Annotated in this window: 17 protein-coding genes and 1 riboswitch; of the genes, 11 read left to right on the top strand and 6 right to left on the bottom strand. The window is 64.9% G+C overall.

The features are described from left to right. Nucleotides 1-5: 5 nt before the first annotated feature. On the top strand, nucleotides 6-1,364 hold the full coding sequence (locus ACSQ8Y_RS03645; RefSeq protein ID WP_436265099.1) for an ATP-binding protein: 1,359 nt from the start codon (nucleotides 6-8) through the stop codon (nucleotides 1,362-1,364). Between the two features lie 23 nt (nucleotides 1,365-1,387). Here ACSQ8Y_RS03645 and ACSQ8Y_RS03640 read toward each other — a convergent pair whose 3' ends face one another. After that, the gene (locus ACSQ8Y_RS03640) at nucleotides 1,388-2,359 is read right to left on the bottom strand and encodes a hypothetical protein (protein WP_436265098.1); all 972 of its coding nucleotides are present in this window, start codon (nucleotides 2,357-2,359) and stop codon (nucleotides 1,388-1,390) included. A 251-nt stretch (nucleotides 2,360-2,610) separates the two neighbouring features. Here ACSQ8Y_RS03640 and ACSQ8Y_RS03635 point away from each other — a divergent pair, with 251 nt between their 5' ends. The 4 genes from ACSQ8Y_RS03635 (at nucleotide 2,611) to ACSQ8Y_RS03620 (ending at nucleotide 5,550) form a co-directional block, all read left to right on the top strand. After that, nucleotides 2,611-3,615: a diguanylate cyclase domain-containing protein gene (locus ACSQ8Y_RS03635; RefSeq protein ID WP_436265097.1), complete on the top strand. Its 1,005-nt coding sequence runs from the start codon at nucleotides 2,611-2,613 to the stop codon at nucleotides 3,613-3,615. 68 nt (nucleotides 3,616-3,683) lie between these two features. Then, nucleotides 3,684-4,199: an energy transducer TonB gene (locus ACSQ8Y_RS03630; protein ID WP_436265096.1), complete on the top strand. Its 516-nt coding sequence runs from the start codon at nucleotides 3,684-3,686 to the stop codon at nucleotides 4,197-4,199. Between the two features lie 99 nt (nucleotides 4,200-4,298). Continuing rightward, entirely contained in the window at nucleotides 4,299-4,658 is a 360-nt protein-coding gene (locus ACSQ8Y_RS03625) for an iron chaperone (protein ID WP_436265095.1), read from the top strand. 10 nt (nucleotides 4,659-4,668) lie between these two features. Continuing rightward, nucleotides 4,669-5,550, top strand: a complete 882-nt coding sequence (locus tag ACSQ8Y_RS03620; protein ID WP_436265094.1) for a hypothetical protein — start codon at nucleotides 4,669-4,671, stop codon at nucleotides 5,548-5,550. On the opposite strand, the gene ACSQ8Y_RS03615 is transcribed toward ACSQ8Y_RS03620, so the two are convergent. Next, complete coding sequence (locus ACSQ8Y_RS03615; protein WP_436265093.1) at nucleotides 5,537-6,913, bottom strand: MFS transporter; 1,377 nt, start codon at nucleotides 6,911-6,913, stop codon at nucleotides 5,537-5,539. The two genes, ACSQ8Y_RS03620 and ACSQ8Y_RS03615, sit on opposite strands and share 14 nt — an antisense overlap. 253 nt (nucleotides 6,914-7,166) lie before the next feature. Here ACSQ8Y_RS03615 and ACSQ8Y_RS03610 point away from each other — a divergent pair, with 253 nt between their 5' ends. Genes ACSQ8Y_RS03610 through ACSQ8Y_RS03595 form a run of 4 tightly spaced genes read left to right on the top strand, consistent with a single transcriptional unit; the run spans nucleotide 7,167 to nucleotide 10,179 of the window. Continuing rightward, on the top strand, nucleotides 7,167-7,652 hold the full coding sequence (locus tag ACSQ8Y_RS03610) for a VOC family protein (RefSeq protein ID WP_436265092.1): 486 nt from the start codon (nucleotides 7,167-7,169) through the stop codon (nucleotides 7,650-7,652). A gap of 11 nt (nucleotides 7,653-7,663) precedes the next feature. Next, the gene (locus tag ACSQ8Y_RS03605; RefSeq protein ID WP_436265091.1) at nucleotides 7,664-8,104 is read left to right on the top strand and encodes a YciI family protein; all 441 of its coding nucleotides are present in this window, start codon (nucleotides 7,664-7,666) and stop codon (nucleotides 8,102-8,104) included. A gap of 31 nt (nucleotides 8,105-8,135) precedes the next feature. Continuing rightward, the gene (locus ACSQ8Y_RS03600; RefSeq protein WP_436265090.1) at nucleotides 8,136-8,894 is read left to right on the top strand and encodes a YciI family protein; all 759 of its coding nucleotides are present in this window, start codon (nucleotides 8,136-8,138) and stop codon (nucleotides 8,892-8,894) included. 7 nt (nucleotides 8,895-8,901) lie between these two features. Beyond that, complete coding sequence (locus ACSQ8Y_RS03595; RefSeq protein WP_436265089.1) at nucleotides 8,902-10,179, top strand: RNA polymerase sigma factor; 1,278 nt, start codon at nucleotides 8,902-8,904, stop codon at nucleotides 10,177-10,179. Nucleotides 10,180-10,189: 10 nt separating this feature from the next. On the opposite strand, the gene ACSQ8Y_RS03590 is transcribed toward ACSQ8Y_RS03595, so the two are convergent. Further along, complete coding sequence (locus ACSQ8Y_RS03590; RefSeq protein ID WP_436265088.1) at nucleotides 10,190-10,591, bottom strand: GFA family protein; 402 nt, start codon at nucleotides 10,589-10,591, stop codon at nucleotides 10,190-10,192. 115 nt (nucleotides 10,592-10,706) lie between these two features. Between ACSQ8Y_RS03590 and ACSQ8Y_RS03585 the strand changes: the two genes are divergently transcribed. Both ACSQ8Y_RS03585 and ACSQ8Y_RS03580 read left to right on the top strand, forming a co-directional pair. Then, on the top strand, nucleotides 10,707-11,864 hold the full coding sequence (locus tag ACSQ8Y_RS03585) for an iron-containing alcohol dehydrogenase (RefSeq protein WP_436265087.1): 1,158 nt from the start codon (nucleotides 10,707-10,709) through the stop codon (nucleotides 11,862-11,864). Nucleotides 11,865-11,951: 87 nt separating this feature from the next. Then, nucleotides 11,952-12,051: riboswitch (TPP riboswitch) on the top strand. 48 nt (nucleotides 12,052-12,099) lie between these two features. Next, nucleotides 12,100-14,229: a TonB-dependent siderophore receptor gene (locus tag ACSQ8Y_RS03580; protein WP_436265086.1), complete on the top strand. Its 2,130-nt coding sequence runs from the start codon at nucleotides 12,100-12,102 to the stop codon at nucleotides 14,227-14,229. On the opposite strand, the gene ACSQ8Y_RS03575 is transcribed toward ACSQ8Y_RS03580, so the two are convergent. Genes ACSQ8Y_RS03575 through pnuC form a run of 3 tightly spaced genes read right to left on the bottom strand, consistent with a single transcriptional unit; the run spans nucleotide 14,230 to nucleotide 16,180 of the window. Further along, nucleotides 14,230-14,982, bottom strand: coding sequence for a hypothetical protein (locus ACSQ8Y_RS03575; protein WP_436265085.1), 753 nt, complete (start codon nucleotides 14,980-14,982; stop codon nucleotides 14,230-14,232). Beyond that, a complete protein-coding gene (locus ACSQ8Y_RS03570; protein ID WP_436265084.1) occupies nucleotides 14,979-15,518 on the bottom strand; it encodes an AAA family ATPase in 540 nt (179 codons plus the stop codon). Before ACSQ8Y_RS03570 ends, ACSQ8Y_RS03575 begins: the two co-directional genes overlap by 4 nt. A 38-nt stretch (nucleotides 15,519-15,556) precedes the next feature. Further along, entirely contained in the window at nucleotides 15,557-16,180 is a 624-nt protein-coding gene (gene pnuC / locus ACSQ8Y_RS03565) for a nicotinamide riboside transporter PnuC (RefSeq protein WP_436265083.1), read from the bottom strand. Nucleotides 16,181-16,224 lie beyond the last annotated feature (44 nt).

The following is a 16,224-nucleotide window of genomic DNA, read 5'->3' as shown; positions in this document are numbered from 1 at the left end:
TCCGCATGAAACTATCCCGCTATTTCCACTGGTCCTGGCTCAAGAGCGGCCTGTTCTGGCGCACCTTCGCGCTGATGGGCGTGCTCACCACGCTCAGCATGTCGGCCTGGGTCGGCCTGGTCAGCATGGTCCAGCGCGAGCCGCAGGTGCAGCAAATTTCCGCCCAGGTGATCTCGGTGGTGACCATCACCCACGCCGCCCTCACCCACTCGGCGCCCGAACTGCGGCGCGAATTGCTGTTCGAACTGGTGTCGAACGAGGGCATCCGCGTGTTCACGCTGGAGGACGACGACGAAGTCGAGCCGCCGCCGGACAACGCGCTGATGCCCCAGATCGAGGCGCTGGTCAAGGCCAAGCTGGGGCCGGGGACGCGCTTCTCGTCCGGCGTGAACGGCATGCCCGGCTTCTGGGTCAGTTTCAATATCGGCGAGGACCGCTATTGGCTGATGCTGGAACGCGAACGCATCGAGGGCATGAGCGGGGTGCAGTGGCTGGGCTGGGCCAGCGTGGTGTCGGTCGCCTCGCTGCTCGGTGCGGCGCTGATTTCCAGCCTGGTCAACCGGCCATTGGCGCGCCTGACCGCCGCCACGCGCGAACTGGCCGAAGGACGCCGCCCCGACAAGCTGCCGGAGAAAGGCCCGGCTGAAATCATCCAGGCCAACCGCAGCTTCAACCAGATGGTGGAAGACCTGCAGCAAGTAGAGTCCGACCGCGCGGTGATCCTGGCAGGCATCTCGCACGACCTGCGCACACCGCTGGCGCGCATGCAGCTGGAAGTGGAGATGGCCAAGCTGCCGGACGACGCGCGCGAGGGCATCCAGTCCGACATAGACCAGATGGACGCCATCATCGGCCAATTCCTCGATTACGCCAAGCCGACCGAAACGTCCAGCTTCACCACGGTCGACATGACGGCGCTGCTGGCCGATACCGCGCACGAGGCGAGCCGCCTGCCGGACGTGCGCGTGAGCACCGACATCACAGACAACGCGACGGTGCTGGGCAATCCCACGGACCTGAAGCGGGTGCTGAACAACCTGATCGAAAACGCCCGCCGCTACGGCAAGACGCCGGACACGAACTACACCGAGATCGACATCAAATGCAGCGTGAAGGGCATGCACACCTTCAAGCGCGTGACCATAGAGGTGCAGGACCACGGCCCCGGCGTGCCGGACGACCAGATCGAGCAACTGCTGAAACCGTTCACGCGGCTCGACAGCGCGCGCGGCCAGGCCAACGGCGCGGGCCTGGGCCTGGCCATCGTCGACCGAGTGCTGCTGCGCCACGGCGCCGAGCTGCAGGTAAAGAACCGCGAAGGCGGCGGCCTGCTATTCCAGATCACCATGAAAGTGATGGCCTAGCCTGAATTGCCCCCCATGAGCTATCAGGGTTTGGAACGCGTCAAGGTCCTGGCCGGGCGGTGATTGCTGGATACGGTATCGGCCCCCTCGCCTGCCGCGATAGATGAACCGAACAGCTGCGCGACGACCGCCCCGAATTGCACAGGTTTTTTTGCAACGCGGGCTGGCCTCGGCGGAGGACGTGGAACCGGGCGTGCCCCGGGCTCGACAGGACCGGCCAGCTCGAACGCATCCTGCAACGCATTGCGGTAGCATCCTATGAGCGTAAACAAGGAGGGCTTTTGCATCAACAGTTCAAGCCGCCCGTGAAAGTCGGCGCTATCCGTATCATGCTCGATGGTGCCCGAGCGCAGGGCTTTGCAGATCGCCTTCCATGAGTCCTGCCTCGCACCGGTGGGAAAGCGTGCGCGCTGGCTTGGTGTTTGACCCGCATTCTCCGTCATATGGGCGACGATCGCCGCCTTGATCGAGGCGATCGAGCGCCGCTGGCGCCGGACCGGCTGGTAATGCGGACTCAGCGACGCCAGCGAGGGCATAACGCCAAGCTGCACCATCTTGCCGCGATGCGCCGTCCAGAGCGGACATTCCACTATGGCGCCATCCACCAGGGCACTGTCGATGGCGATCCAGGTATCCATATGTCCACGCACCTCGAACGGGTCGGTCCTCAGCGGGAACCGGCCGCCGTGCTGCGCGCTGGACTGCCTGACAATCCGGAGGATGTCCGCGAAGCGCCGTTTCAGCGTGCGCGGAGCGGTGTACGACGGGTCCAGGCGCGCCAGGGTCGGCGTCAGGCCGCGCCGCCGCAGCGCCGCCTTCAACTGCACGAAATGCTGACATTGAACGATGGCGTCCCTGCGCAGCGCGCCATCGATGGCGTTCCAGCTACCGTTGGCCCGAGGGAATGGCGACTTTATCGTGGGAAATTTCCCGCCATTGCGAGCCTGGAATTCCCTGATCAGCGTCAAGATATCGTCGATCCTCCGCTTGGTCATGGTCCTGGCCGGGCCGCTCCCATTGCTGGCGTTCAGTTGCCCTGGCTTATCCTGCCGTTCATTCACTCAGATTTTACTCACAGGCTAGGTAAACACTTACTCAATATTCACAATATAACAATAAATTCCATACGAAAACATCAGGAAATCCCTATCGCACGTAAGGATTTCCCGACTTCCGTGGCGCAGGCCGAGCAGCAGGATGCGGCGGAAACTTTCAGGCTATCAAACACTTGTCGCTATAATTCGGCATGCCAGAAAATACCCTACACCGCCCGTCGTCCGCCGCCACCACGGCCGCGCCCCTGTCCATGCTGTGGGGCCGCGTAGTCGGCCTGGCAAATTTAGGGTTGGCGGTGATCGATTCCAGGCACCGCATCGTGCTGTGGAACCAGTGGATGGCCAGCCATTCCGGCCTGTCGGCCAGCCGGGTGCAAGGCGTCGACCTGTTCGAACAGTTCGAGGAACTGCGCGGCCAGCGCCTGGAGCAGGCAGTGCACAGCGCGCTGCAGAGCGGCACGGCGGCCAGCCTGCCGCACGGCCTGAACCGCGCCCCCTTTCCGCTCTACCCATCCGGCACCTGGGGCGGCGAGCGCATGGAGCAGGCGGTGGCCGTGACGCCGTTCACCGAGGGCAAGGAGAAATACTGCCTGATCGAAGTGAGCAACGTGAGCAGCACCGTGGGCCGCGAGAAGCAGTTGCGCGGCCAGGCCGAAGCGTTGCGCGCGCAATCCTACGTCGACGGGCTGACCGGCATCGCCAACCGGCGCCACTTCGACGTGGCGCTGAGCCGCGAGCTGAAACGCGCCACCCGCAACGACAGCCCGCTGTCGCTGCTGCTGATGGACATCGACTCCTTCAAAGCCTACAACGACCATTTCGGCCATCAGCAGGGCGACGCCTGCCTGACCCTGGTGGCCGAAGCCTTCGCCGCCACCTTGCAGCGCCCGGCCGACCTGGCCGCGCGTTACGGCGGCGAAGAATTCGCGGCCGTGCTGCCCGACACCGACCTGCCGCAGGCGCAGCTGGTGGCCGAGGCGATCCGCTCCCGTATCGCCTCGCTCGACCTGCCGCACGCGCCGGCGGCGGTGCATCCGCACGTCACGCTCAGCATCGGCGTGGCCAGCTTTTGCAAGGCACGCCTGAACGATGCCGCCGCCCTGCTCGGCGCGGCCGACCGCGCGCTGTACGTGGCCAAGAAGTCCGGCCGCGACTGCGTCATCGTCGGCGGCCCGGAGGATTTGGCGTCCGCGTGAGAATGCGTGAGTCTTTTGGGAAGGCGCATCCTGTATAAACACGCTTCGACCATCCGGAGCATATACACATGCGCTACACCCCGATATTGATACTGGCGCTGGCTGCCGCCATGTCCCAGTCCGCTTCGGCGCAAGCGCCGGACGGGAAGCCCGTCTACAGGATGAAGGCCGAGGAAGCGCACGTCGGCACGAACATCAAGCGCGACGCCGCCGTCTTCCGCCTGCCCTACGACAAGCCGTATGCCCAGCTATCGGCGGAGGACAAGGCCATCGTGCGTGGCGTGTACGAACGCATGGGGCCGGACGACGAACCGCCGTTCCCGCTACGCGGCTACAAGACGATATTCAAAGCCCTGTCCACCGTGCAGGGCAAATTGCAGGCGCAGGGCGAGCTCGACATTGCAGTCATCGTCGATCCGCAGGGTAACGGCACCGGGGTGAAGGTCTACAAGTCGCCCGATCCGGAAATGACCAAGGTGGTGGCAACGCTGATGATGCTGGAAAAATACAAACCCGCGCTATGCAGCGGCCAGCCCTGCGAGCAGGAATTTCCGCTGCGCGTGAGTTTCACCCTGGAACACTAAGCAGCCAGCGCGGCGCAAGCTTACTTGAATACGGCATGGTCGCTTTCTGGGTTAGCATATTGCAATGTCAGCAAGCTAATCATTTTGAAGGAGCTGCGAGTGCCCCAACGCGCTTTCGATTCGGTAGAAGACTATTTGTCCTCCCTGGATCCCGTTAAAGCAAAGACCCTCAAGTCCATCATCGAGTTCGTCCTTGCCCAATTCCCGGCGCTGGAATCGAGGATCTCGTGGAACGTGCCCACCATACACCTCAACGGGAAATATGTGCTTGGCCTTGCCGCCTACAAAAAGCACCTGACTTTTTCCCCGTGGAGCACTTGGGTCATGGAAGATTTCAAGGAAAGGCTGGGGAAGTACGTGGTATTCAAGAACTGCTTCCAGATTCCTGTCGATTGGGAAATCGACCGGGACCTGGTGCGGGATCTGCTGCGGGCCAGACTCGCCGAACTGGGAAGCTGAGCCCCCCGCCATGGCCAATCCGAAGCTGGCATTGCGCATCTCGATCACTGCTATTGCCGCGGCGATCGCCATATGGGCCGCAGGCACTTGGTATGCCGGGCCTGTGGCGCCAACACCAACGCCCGCTCAAAGCATACAGGCCCCATCACAGGCCAAGGACGGATGGACAGGCGCCGCCGGTGCCCCTCTTGCCAACGGCACAGCCCACGCAGCCGATCCTGTAGCGCTGAACCGGCAAGTCGATGCGCTGATCGCCACGCGCGATCCGAACGACGCTTACAAAGCGCACAATCTGATCCTCGAGTGCATCACGTTCCAGCAGCTCGGAGCCGTCCCCTTTTTCCACTTCCCCGAGCAGCGCGAGATGTCCGATGCGGAAAAACAAGCCGAGGCCAAGCTTTGTGCCAGCCTGACGGAACCAATGCGGCGCTCGCGCATTGATTATCTGGCCATCGCGGCCAAGGCCGGGGTACCGGGCGCGAGCAGCGGATTCCTGATGGCAGGACCGTTCGGCGACCCAAGCGCACTGGAAACCCGGCCGGACGACCCGCTGGTGGTGGAGTGGAAGCGGCTGGCGCTGGCGCAGCTCAGCACGGAAGCCGCGCAGGGGGACCTGACCAGTTTGCACACGCTATGGACTGCGCACATGAGCGGCATGTACTCTGTGCCTAAGGATGCGCGCCTGGCCTATACCTACAACGCCGCGATGGAGCGCATCTACCGGCAGCAGAACCCGGGGGAGAACGGCGCCGGACCGTACAGTGCCAGCCTGTTTTCCTTCCTGAAGGAAGGCCTGACGCCGGCGCAAATTTCCAGGGCCGACGAGGACGCGGCCCTCATCGCGGAAAACTTCCGCTTACGTCGGGCCGCGGGCAAACTCACAGGTCCGTGATTTCCTTGTGCTTCGGCACTAGCGTTTTCATCACGCTCCAGGCCAGCAGATAAGCCACGGCGCAGAAGGAGAACATGATCATGTAGCCGGTCTGGATCTGGCCCAGCGCGCCGTAGTAGTCGAACAGCCAGCCGCCGGCCTTGGACACGGCCACGCCGCCCAGGCCGCCGGCCATGCCCCCGATGCCGACCACGGAGGCGACAGATTTCTGCGGGAACATGTCCGACACGGTGGTGAAGATGTTGGCCGACCATGCCTGATGCGCCGAGGCGCCCACGCCGATCAGCAGCACCGGCACCCAGAAGCTGATGTAGCCCAACGGTTGCGCCAGCAGCACCACCAGCGGGAACAGCGCGATCACCAGCATGGCTTTCATGCGCCCGTCGTAGGCGTGCATGCCCTTGTTCATGAAGTAGGCCGGGAACCAGCCGCCGCCGATACTGCCCACCATGGTCATGCTGTAAAGGACAGCCAGCGGCACGACGATGGCTTCCTTGCCCATGCCGTACTGCACCGACAGGTATTTCGGCAGCCAGAACAGGAAGAACCACCACACGCCGTCGGTCATGAATTTGCCGAACACGAAAGCCCAGGTCTGGCGGTAGCCCAGCAGCTGGAACCACGAGGTCTTGCCGGCCGGCGGCGTGGTCGGCGTGGCGACGGCGTCGCTGCGGATGTAGGCCAGTTCGCCGGCCGACAGGCGGCGCTGCTGGTCCGGCGCGTCATAGAAGAACTGCCACGCCAGCATCCACAGGAAGCCGACCGCGCCGATGACGATGAAGGCCGACTGCCAGCCCCAGTTGATGGCGATCCATGGCACCGTCAGCGGGGCCAGGATGGCGCCCACGTTGGCGCCGGAGTTGAAGATGCCGGTGGCGAAGGAACGCTCCTTGCGCGGGAAATATTCGGCGGTGGTCTTGATGGCGGCCGGGAAGTTGCCCGCCTCGCCGATCGCCAGCACGGCGCGCGACAGCATGAAGCCGGCAATCGATACCGGGATGGCGGCGAAGCCGACCGCGCCCAGCACCTTAGCGATGCCCTCGCCCATCGGCACCGAGTAGGCGTGCATGACGGCGCCTAAGGACCAGATGACGATGGCCAGGATGTAAGCCTGCTTGGTGCCGATCTTGTCGACCACGCGGCCGGCGAACAGCATGGCGATCGCGTACACGAACTGGAACACGGCGGTGATATTGGCGTAGTCGCTATTGGACCAGCCGAATTCCTTGGACAGGTCCGGCGCCAGCAGACTCAGGACCTGGCGGTCGAGATAATTGACGGTGGTGGCGAAGAACAGCAAGGCGCAGATGGTCCACCGGTATTTGCCAACGGTTTGCTGGCTGACGGGCTCACTCAGGTTCATAGGAATCACTTTTCTGGTTGTAGTATCCGGCCCTGATCTCCATCAGGCCCCTAGTTGTATGTCATCGTACAACCTTGAGTTGCGCCAGGCAAGCGAAAAATGCGGCGCCGGCGCCGGCCGGCCTGACCACGCACAAGGAAAATAGTGAAAATATATTTTTGTATCGTGTCGATCTGGCGTTTCGCCGCCCGTCGTGTGAGTATGGACGCCGCAGTTGCGTTCATATTTAATCAACCTTACCCAGGAGACAGACATGACCCAAGTTGCACCTATCCCAGAAGGATTCCACACCATAACCCCCCACCTGGTCTGCGAAGGCGCAGCCGACGCGATCGAGTTCTATAAAAAAGCCTTCAACGCGGTCGAAATGGGCCGCATGCCCGGCCCCGGCGGCAAGGTGATGCACGCCCAGGTCAAGATCGGCAGTTCGATCGTGATGCTGGTCGACGACTTCCCCGAGTGGGGCAGCATCGGCCCCAAAGCGCTGAAAGGCTCCCCGGTCGTCATCCATATGTACGTGGAAGACGTCGACGCGGTCTACAAGCAGGCTGTCGACGCCGGCGGCACGCCGAAAATGCCGCCAGCCGATATGTTCTGGGGCGACCGCTACGGCATGGTGACCGACCCGTTCGGCCATCTCTGGTCCATCGCCACCCACAAGCGCGACATGACGCCGGAACAGATGCAGCAAGAAATGCAGAAGTCCATGTCCGAAAACTGCCCTGACCAAAAAGCCTGAAAGGAAGCGCCATGCGATTCATGATCATCATCAAGGCCAGCCCGGAATCGGAAGCCGGTAAAATGCCCAGCGAAGAGCTGCTGACCGCCATGGGCAAGTTCAACGAGGAGCTGGTGAACGCCGGCGTGCTGCTGGCCGGCGAAGGCCTGCATCCGAGCTCGCGTGGCGTGCGGGTGCACTTCTCGGGCAAGAACCGCACCGTCGTCGACGGCCCGTTCTCCGAAACCAAGGAGCTGATCGCCGGATTCTGGCTGATTCAGGTAAAGTCGCTGGAGGAAGCGATTGAATGGGTCAAGCGCTGCCCGAATCCGATGGAGAGCGATTCGGACATCGAGATCCGCCAGGTGTTCGAGATGGAGGATTTCGGCGCCGAATTGACGCCGGAACTGCGCGAGCAGGAGAAGCGCGTGTTCGCCCAGGCGGCGGAGAAGAACGCCCAGCTACGGCAATAATCGCCGGCAGTAAAACCACAAGGAGGGTGCAATGCAGTTCATGATCTTGCGCAGGGCCGACCAGGTATCGGAAGCGGACGGTTTCCCGTCGGCGGAGCTGGTGCGGGCAATGCCGTCGGCGAAATGGTTGCATCCCAGCGCCAGCGGGCTGCGCATGACGCGTTCCGCCGGCCAGTGGAGCGTCGATGAGCGCCCGCATGCAGGCCCGATCGCCGGCCCGAACGAGCTGGTGGCCGGCTTCACCTTCATCGAAGCGGCCAGTTGCGAGGACGCCGCGCAATGGGCCAGCGCCTGGCCCGCGAGCGACGCGGAAGGGGAAGTGGAACTCGAAGTGCGCCAGGCCGGTTGCCCGGGCGGCTGCGTCGGCTTCGACATGCAGTCGCCGCCGCAAGGCGCGCCCGCGGACCTGGCGCCGGCGCAGCCGCAGCCCGGGCTCCATCCGTATGCCGTTCTGCTGCGTTCGGACGCCGGCAGCGAAGCGGACATGGAGCCGCCCGCTGCCGTCATCGATACCATGAACCGCGCCAACCAGGCCGGCATACGCGCCGGCATCGCGCTGGCGGGCGAAGGCCTGCGCGCCAGCGCCCTGGGCGCGCGCGTGAAGTTCAGCGGCGGCAAGCCGACCATCATCGATGGCCCGTTCACCGAAGTGAAGGAGCTGATCGCAGGCTACTGGCTGGTGCAGGCCGAATCCATGGCCGGCGCCATAGCCTGGGTGAAGCGCTACCCCTTCCCGCATCCGCCCGGCATGGACGTGGTGGTGGAACTGCGCACCGTCCACCAGCCGTGAACCAGGCGTGAACCAGCAAGGCATACACCGCGCCATCGAGGCGGTCTGGCGCATCGAATCGGCCAAGATCATCGCCGTGCTGGCGCGCATGCTGCGCGACGTCGGCCAGGCCGAGGAGATCGCGCAGGACGCGCTGGTCAGCGCCCTCGAGCGCTGGCCCGCCAGCGGCACGCCCGACAACCCCGCAGCCTGGCTGATGACGGTGGCGAAAAACCGCGCCCTCGACCACCTGCGCCACCGCAAGCTGGAACAGGACAAGGAAGCGGAGCTGACCTACGAGATCGAAGGCCAGTTGCAGGACAGCGCGCCCGACCTGGAACGCACGCTGGACGACAATATCGGCGACGACTTGCTGCGGCTGGTGTTCGTCGCCTGCCACCCGGTGCTGTCCACCGAGGCGCGCGTCGCGCTGACCTTGCGGCTGCTGGGCGGCCTTACCACCGACGAGATCGCGCGCGCCTTCTTCGTGCCCGAGCCCACGGTGGCGCAACGCATCGTGCGCGCCAAGCGCACGCTGGCCGAAGCGCGCGTGCCCTTCGAGGTGCCGCGCGGGCCGGAGCTGGTCGAACGGCTGGCGTCCGTGCTGCAAGTGGTCTACCTCATCTACAACGAAGGCTATTCCGCCAGCGCCGGCGCGGACTGGATGCGCCCCGCGCTGTGCGAAGAAGCGCTGCGGCTGGGCCGCATATTGGCGGAACTGGCGCCGCAGGAGCCGGAAGTGCACGGGCTGGTGGCGCTGATGGAAATCCAGTCCTCGCGCGCCCGCGCCCGCACCGATGCGCGCGGCGCCCCGGTGCTGCTGCTGGAACAGGACCGGTCGCGCTGGGACCAGCTGCTGATACGGCGCGGCCTGGCGGCCCTGTCGCGCGCCGAGCAGCTGGGACGCGGCCTTGGTCCCTATGCGCTGCAGGCGGCCATCGCCGCCTGCCACGCGCGCGCGCGCCGCGCCGATGACACCGACTGGGGCCGCATCGCCGCACTGTACGACGGCCTGGCGCAGCTGGCGCCCTCGCCGGTGGTGGAGCTGAACCGCGCCGTCGCGCTGGCGATGGCCTTCGGCCCCGCCACCGGCCTGGAAGTGGCCGACGCGCTGCTCGACGAGCCGGCCTTGAAGCACTACCATTTGCTGCCCAGCGTGCGCGGCGACTTCCTGTTCAAGCTGGGCCGCAAGGCCGAAGCCCGCGTCGAATTCGAGCGTGCTGCCGCCATGACGCAAAACGAGCGCGAACGCGGCCTTCTCCTCACCCGCGCCGCCGCCTGCGCCGCCGAACTGCCCGCGCCGTAGGCGGGCAACCCTAGTTGCCCTGCAATCGGCTGCGCGGATAGCGCGGCAAGTGATCGGCCAGGCGCAGCCATTGCAGCTGGCCGGCGACCTGGGTGTGGTCTTGCGGCGGCATCACCTCGGGGTCGTCCAGGCTGGCGGTGGTGATATCGATTTCACCCGGGCCGCTCCGGGATTCGTAGCTCAGGTGGGCACCGCATTGCGGACAAAAGCTGCGCGTCACGCCCGGGCTGGAATGGAAGAGCTGCGGCGCACCCCGGACGTAGCGGAAATGCGCCAGCGCCACCGTGAACCATGCCACGCACGGCGCGCCCGCGATGCGGCGGCAACTGGCGCAATGGCACAGGGTGCCGCTCGACACCTGGCCGTCCACCTGGTATCGCACCGCGCCGCAGTAACAGCCGCCGTTCAACATGCTTCCCTCTCCGTTTCCGCATTTTAGCGCCGCCGGCGCGGCGGCCGCGCACGCGAAATTGCGGGCTGGGCCATAATGGCGGGCTAGTGCCAGCCAAATCAACCAGGAGCCCGCCTTGCTGAACTTCGATTTCTACAATCCCACCCAAATCCTCTTCGGCCAGGGCCAGATCGCGGCCATCACGCCGCTGGTGCCGGCCGGCGCGCGCGTGCTGATGCTGTACGGCGGCGGCAGCATCAAGCGCAACGGCGTCTATGACGAAGTGAAGGCCGCGCTGAGCGGCCACACGGTGATCGAATTCGCGGGCATCGAGCCCAATCCCCACTACGAAACGCTGATGAAGGCGGTCGAGATCGTCCACGCTGAAAAGATCGACTTCCTGCTGGCGGTGGGCGGCGGTTCCGTCATCGATGGCACCAAGTTCGTCGCGGCCGCGGCCCTGTTCGAAGGCGATCCCTGGCAAATCCTGGAAAAAGGCGGCCGCAACATCACCGCCGCCCTGCCCTTCGGTAGCGTGCTGACCCTGCCCGCCACCGGTTCCGAGATGAACAGCGCCAGCGTCGTCACGCGCGCCGCCACGCAGGAAAAGCGGCCCTTCGCCAACCGCCTGGTGTTCCCGAAGTTCTCCGTGCTCGATCCGAGCAAGACCTTCACTCTGCCGCTGCGCCAGGTCGGCAACGGCGTGGTGGACGCCTTCGTGCACGTGATGGAGCAGTACCTGACCTACCCGGCCAATGCGCCGGTGCAGGACCGCTGGGCCGAGGGCCTGCTGCTCACGCTGATCGAGGAAGGTCCGAAGACGCTGAGTGAACCGGACAACCTGGACGTGCGCGCCAACGTGATGTGGAGCGCGACCATGGCGCTGAACGGCGTGATCGGCGTCGGCGTGCCGCAGGACTGGGCCACCCACATGATAGGCCACGAACTGACGGCCCTGTACCACCTGGACCATGCGCAGACCCTGGCCGTGGTCCTGCCGGGCATCCTCACGGTGCGCAAGGAAGCCAAGCGCGCCAAGCTGCTGCAGTACGCGGCGCGCGTGTGGCACATCGCCGAGGGTGACGAGGACAGCCGCATCGCCGCCGCCATCGAACGCACGCGCGCCTTCTTCGAGCAGATGGGCGTGCAGACGCGCCTGTCCGGTTACGGCCTGGACGCCAGCGCCATCGACGCCGTGGTGGCGGCGCTGGAGGCGCACAAGCTGGTCAAGCTGGGCGAGCACCGCGACGTCAGCGCCGAAGTGAGCCGCGCCGCGCTGGAACTGAGCCTATAACTATACCGGCTGGGGTCAGGCCTGCATTCGTGCATTTCGCGGAGCGAAATGCACGAATGCAGGCCTGACCCCAGCTGTGCTAAACTTGCACCTCGCTGGGGGTCCTGGAAACGCATTTTCCGGGTGAGAGATACCCTTCGTACCTGATCTGGATAATGCCAGCGAAGGAAAGCGCAAAGTTGTTCCCCCTCCTTTGTCCCCTTCCGTTGGCTCCCACTGTTTTCGAGAGCCCGATATGTCCGCACGTAATTTCGCAGTAAGCACGATCGCCCTGGCGATCTCCCAGGCCTTTGCCGTTTCCGCCTTCGCCGACGACGCGAACGCCACCGCGGCCGCGGCCGCCGACACCACGATGACCGAAGTCGTCATCATCGCCGGCAAGAACACCGCCAGCCGCGCCTCGGTGGCCGGCTTCGCCGACCTGCCGCTGCTGCAGACGCCGGCCTCCGTCAGCGTGATCAACCGCGAGAAGATGCAGGAGCTGAACATCCGCTCCACCACCGACGCCGCCAAGTTCGACGCCAGCATCGGCGACGCCTACAACGCCGTCGGCTACGCCGAGCAGTTCTCGATTCGCGGCTTCAAGCTCGACAACGCCAGCAGCTACCGCAAGGACGGCCTGGCGATCCCGGGCGACACCCAGATCCCGCTGGAGAACAAAGAAGCCATCGAAGTGCTGAAGGGCCTGTCCGGCCTGCAGGCCGGCCTGGGTTCGCCGGGCGGCGTGGTCAACTACGTGACCAAGCGCCCGACCGACAAGCCGCTGCGTTCCGTCACCATCGAGGCCAGCGAACGCGGCACCGTGCTGGGCGCGGTCGACGTCGGCGGCCGCTTCGAGGACCGCCGCTTCGGCTACCGCGTCAACGTGGCGAGCGAGCGTCTGCGCTCCTACGTCAAGGGTGCCGACGGCCACCGCAACTTCATCTCCGGCGCCTTCGACTGGCAGATCTCGCCGCAGGCGCTGCTGCAGCTGGACGCCGACTACCAGAACAAAGCGCAAGTGTCCGTGCCCGGCTTCCAGCTGATCGGCAACCGCAGCTTGCCCAACATCTCGGCCGACAACATGCTGAACAACCAGCCGTGGAGCTATCCGGTCAAGACCGAGAGCAGCAACATCGGCGCCCGCTTCGCCTACCAGTTCAACCAGGACTGGAACGCCACCGTCACCGCCAACAGCCATTCGTTCAAGCGCGACGACTACACCGCCTTCCCTTACGGCTGCGACGCGGAAGCGCTGTATCCCGGCTTCTGCAGCAACGGCGACTATGAGCTCTACGACTATGTCAGCCTGGGCGAACGTAAGAAACCGCAAGCCGTGCAAGCCATGGTGCAGGGCAAATTCGCCACCGGCGCCTTCACGCACGCGTTCACCGGCGGCTACTCCTTCTTCCGCAACAGCGAAAAGTGGGGCGACGACATTTTCGTCCAAGTAGGCACCAGCAACATCTACAAACCGGCCATCGTTCAGCCATCCGGCCTGAGCAGCGGCCCGGTGACCGAACGCCGCAGCGACCGCGAACGCGCGGTCTTCGTGCAGGATGTGGTCGGCCTGACCGACCAGCTGAAACTGCACGCCGGCGCGCGCCACGCCCAGGTCGAACGCGAGCAGCTCAAGGCGACCCGCAGCGACGAGTCATTCTGGCTGCCCAACGTGGCGCTGGTGTACGCGCCGCAGGCCAATGTGTCGGCTTACGCCAGCTGGTCCGAAGGCCTGGAGCGCGGCGGCATTGCCCCGCGCGACACGCGCAACGAGAAGCAGGCGCTGTCGCCTTCCGTGTCGAAGCAGGTCGAACTGGGCGTGAAGGCGGACCTGTACAAGGACCTGAGCCTGGCCATGGCCGTGTTCCAGATCCGCAAAGGCCTGGAATACACCGACACGGCCAGCAACTTCTACGTGCGCAACGGCCGCGCGCAGCACCGCGGGCTGGAACTGTCGGCCCAGGGCCACGTGACGCCCGATCTGATGCTGGCCTTCACCGCCATGGCGCTGGACACCGAGCAGAGCGGCACCGGCCGGTCGGACATGGACGGCAAGCGCGTGACCAATGTGCCGAAGTTCAAATCGTCGCTGTATGCCGAGTACGCGCTGCCGCAAGTGGCCGGCCTGAAGCTGAACGCCAATTGGCAGCATGCCGGCAACAAGGCCTTCGATCCGGAGAACACCTTCTTCGTGCCGAGCTATGACACGCTGAATGTGGGCGCTTCCTACGCCACGAAGATCGGCGCCACCAGCGCCATCTTCCGCGCGCAGGTCTACAACGCGACCGACAAAATGTACTGGCGCGACGTAACGCCGGACCTGGGCGGCTACCTGTTCCCGGGCGCCGAGCGCACCGTCAAGCTGTCCGCGCAGTTCGACTTCTGATCAGAAGCCGTACTGTACCCGCATGGTGAAGCTTTTCGCCGTGCGGGCCGAGTTCCTCCCCACCAGCCAGGCCGCCTCGTACTTGAGCTCCTGGCCGGCTCCCACTTCCCGCGAGCCGAACAGCGCCGGCCCGAAGCGGTGCGACTGCTGTTTGCCCGGCAGCCAGTCATCCCACTTCCCCACCTCGCCGAAACCCTGCACGCCGGGCTGCAGCCAGCTTTTCCAGCGCTGCTTGATTTGCCATTGATAGGCGAGCCGCGTCTGTTCGGCTTCCCCGGTGCGGTACTCGCGTTGCAGGAAGAGGTTGAGGTTGAACTGGGTGCGCACGATTTCCGTCTGCAGCACCGGGCCGATCTCCACGCTGCGGCTGTGCGGGCTGGCGTCGCCGCGCCCTACGCTGGTGTGCAGTGCGAGGTCGAACGGATATTGGCCCTGGGTCAGCATATAGTCGTTCTGCCACTCCACGGCAGCCAGCCTGTCGCTACGGCCATGCAAGCGTATCCAGACTGCGGAAAGCTCGGTGTACCAGCGGGACGTGACGCCGTAGCCGAAACCCAGTTCCGGAGAGGAGCTGCTGGGGGAATGCTTGTAGTCGGCGTTCCAGTATTTGAAGTCGACGGACTTTTGTCCTTCGACGTCGTAGGTCGAAACCAGATAGTAACCGGTGGCCGCCCCGGCCGACTGCGGCAGCGCGGCGGCAACAAGGAGTGCAATACGGAGTGCAATACTGAGTGCGAGCGGCTGTCTGTTCATCCTGCTAATGTAGCAGGCCTTCCCAGCACTTGCTCGACTTTCGCCAGGCGCTGTTCAGGCGTGCCGCTTACCAGCGTGTAGGCGACGCCGCGCACGGCCAGTTCGTGCAGCAGCAGCGCGCTGACGGCGCCGCTGACGTCTTCCGGCTCGCGCATCAGGCCGTCGGGCAGCCAGGGCAGATCCGGCGCGCAAACCAGCGTGACGTCGTAGCGGAGCCGGTGCGAGGCCGCCAGTGCGTCCAGTTCGGCGTCGACGCCGTCGAAGTAGTGCCGGCTGTAGACCGCCGTCATCAGCGGCGTGGTGTCGCAGAACAGGTAGCGGCGCGCTTGCGGCAGGGCCGCCTCCTCGCGCGCCACCTGGGTGCGGGCGATGTGGATCTGGTCGGACGATACCGGCAGGCGCGCCTCGCTGTCGACGAACTCGCGCAGGTATTCCGGCACCCAGATGGTGCGGTAATGCTGCGCCAGCCGCGCCGCCAGCGTGGTCTTGCCGGACGAGGCCGAGCCGACGATGGCCACGCGCAGGGACCGGCTCATGGCTGTACCTTCATGCCTGCACCTTCATGCCCGCACCTTCATTTCAGCACCATGGCCTGGGCGGCGCTGCCGTCCTCGCCCATCGACTTCTTCCACGCCAGCAGGCCGACGGCCGCCATCGCCACGAACATGCCGTACAGGAGCGCCGTCAGCATCAGGCCTTTGTGGATATAGAGCGCCACGTACAGCACGTCCACGATGATCCAGACGTGCCAGTTTTCCAGTTTTTTGCGCGACAGCAGCACCTGGCCCACCAGGCTGCCGGCGGTGAGGAAGGCATCCGTGTTCGGCACGTCGGTGTCGGTATAGCGGCCGAGGAACCAGGCCAGAAAGGCAAAGCCGGCCGCCCAGCCGGCGCCCGCCATCAGCAGGCCGCGCCGGCTGCTGCGGGTAACGGGCAGCCGGTCATGCGTCTCGTCGCCGTGCAGCCACTGATACCAGCCCCAGAACGACACGGTGATGAACACCAGCTGCAAACCCATGTCGCCATACAGGCGCGCGCCGTAGAACACCACGCCGTAGGTGGCCGACGACAGGATGGCGAGCAGCCAGGCCCAGTGGTTCTGGCGGATGTTGAGCAGCACCGTCGCGACGGACAGCACGAAGGACAACAATTCCAGCGGGGTGGTGTTCAGCCCGAACAGGGCGAAGGATTCATTCATGGCGGGCGATCAATGGGGAACCGCCGATTATGACGTAAAAAAGG

It is taken from the genome of Pseudoduganella sp. LjRoot289 (assembly GCF_964252925.1).
Taxonomy (GTDB): Bacteria; Pseudomonadota; Gammaproteobacteria; order Burkholderiales; family Burkholderiaceae_D; genus Rugamonas.
Note: the sequence above shows the minus strand (reverse complement) of the source record. Positions and strands in the feature narration are given on the sequence as shown.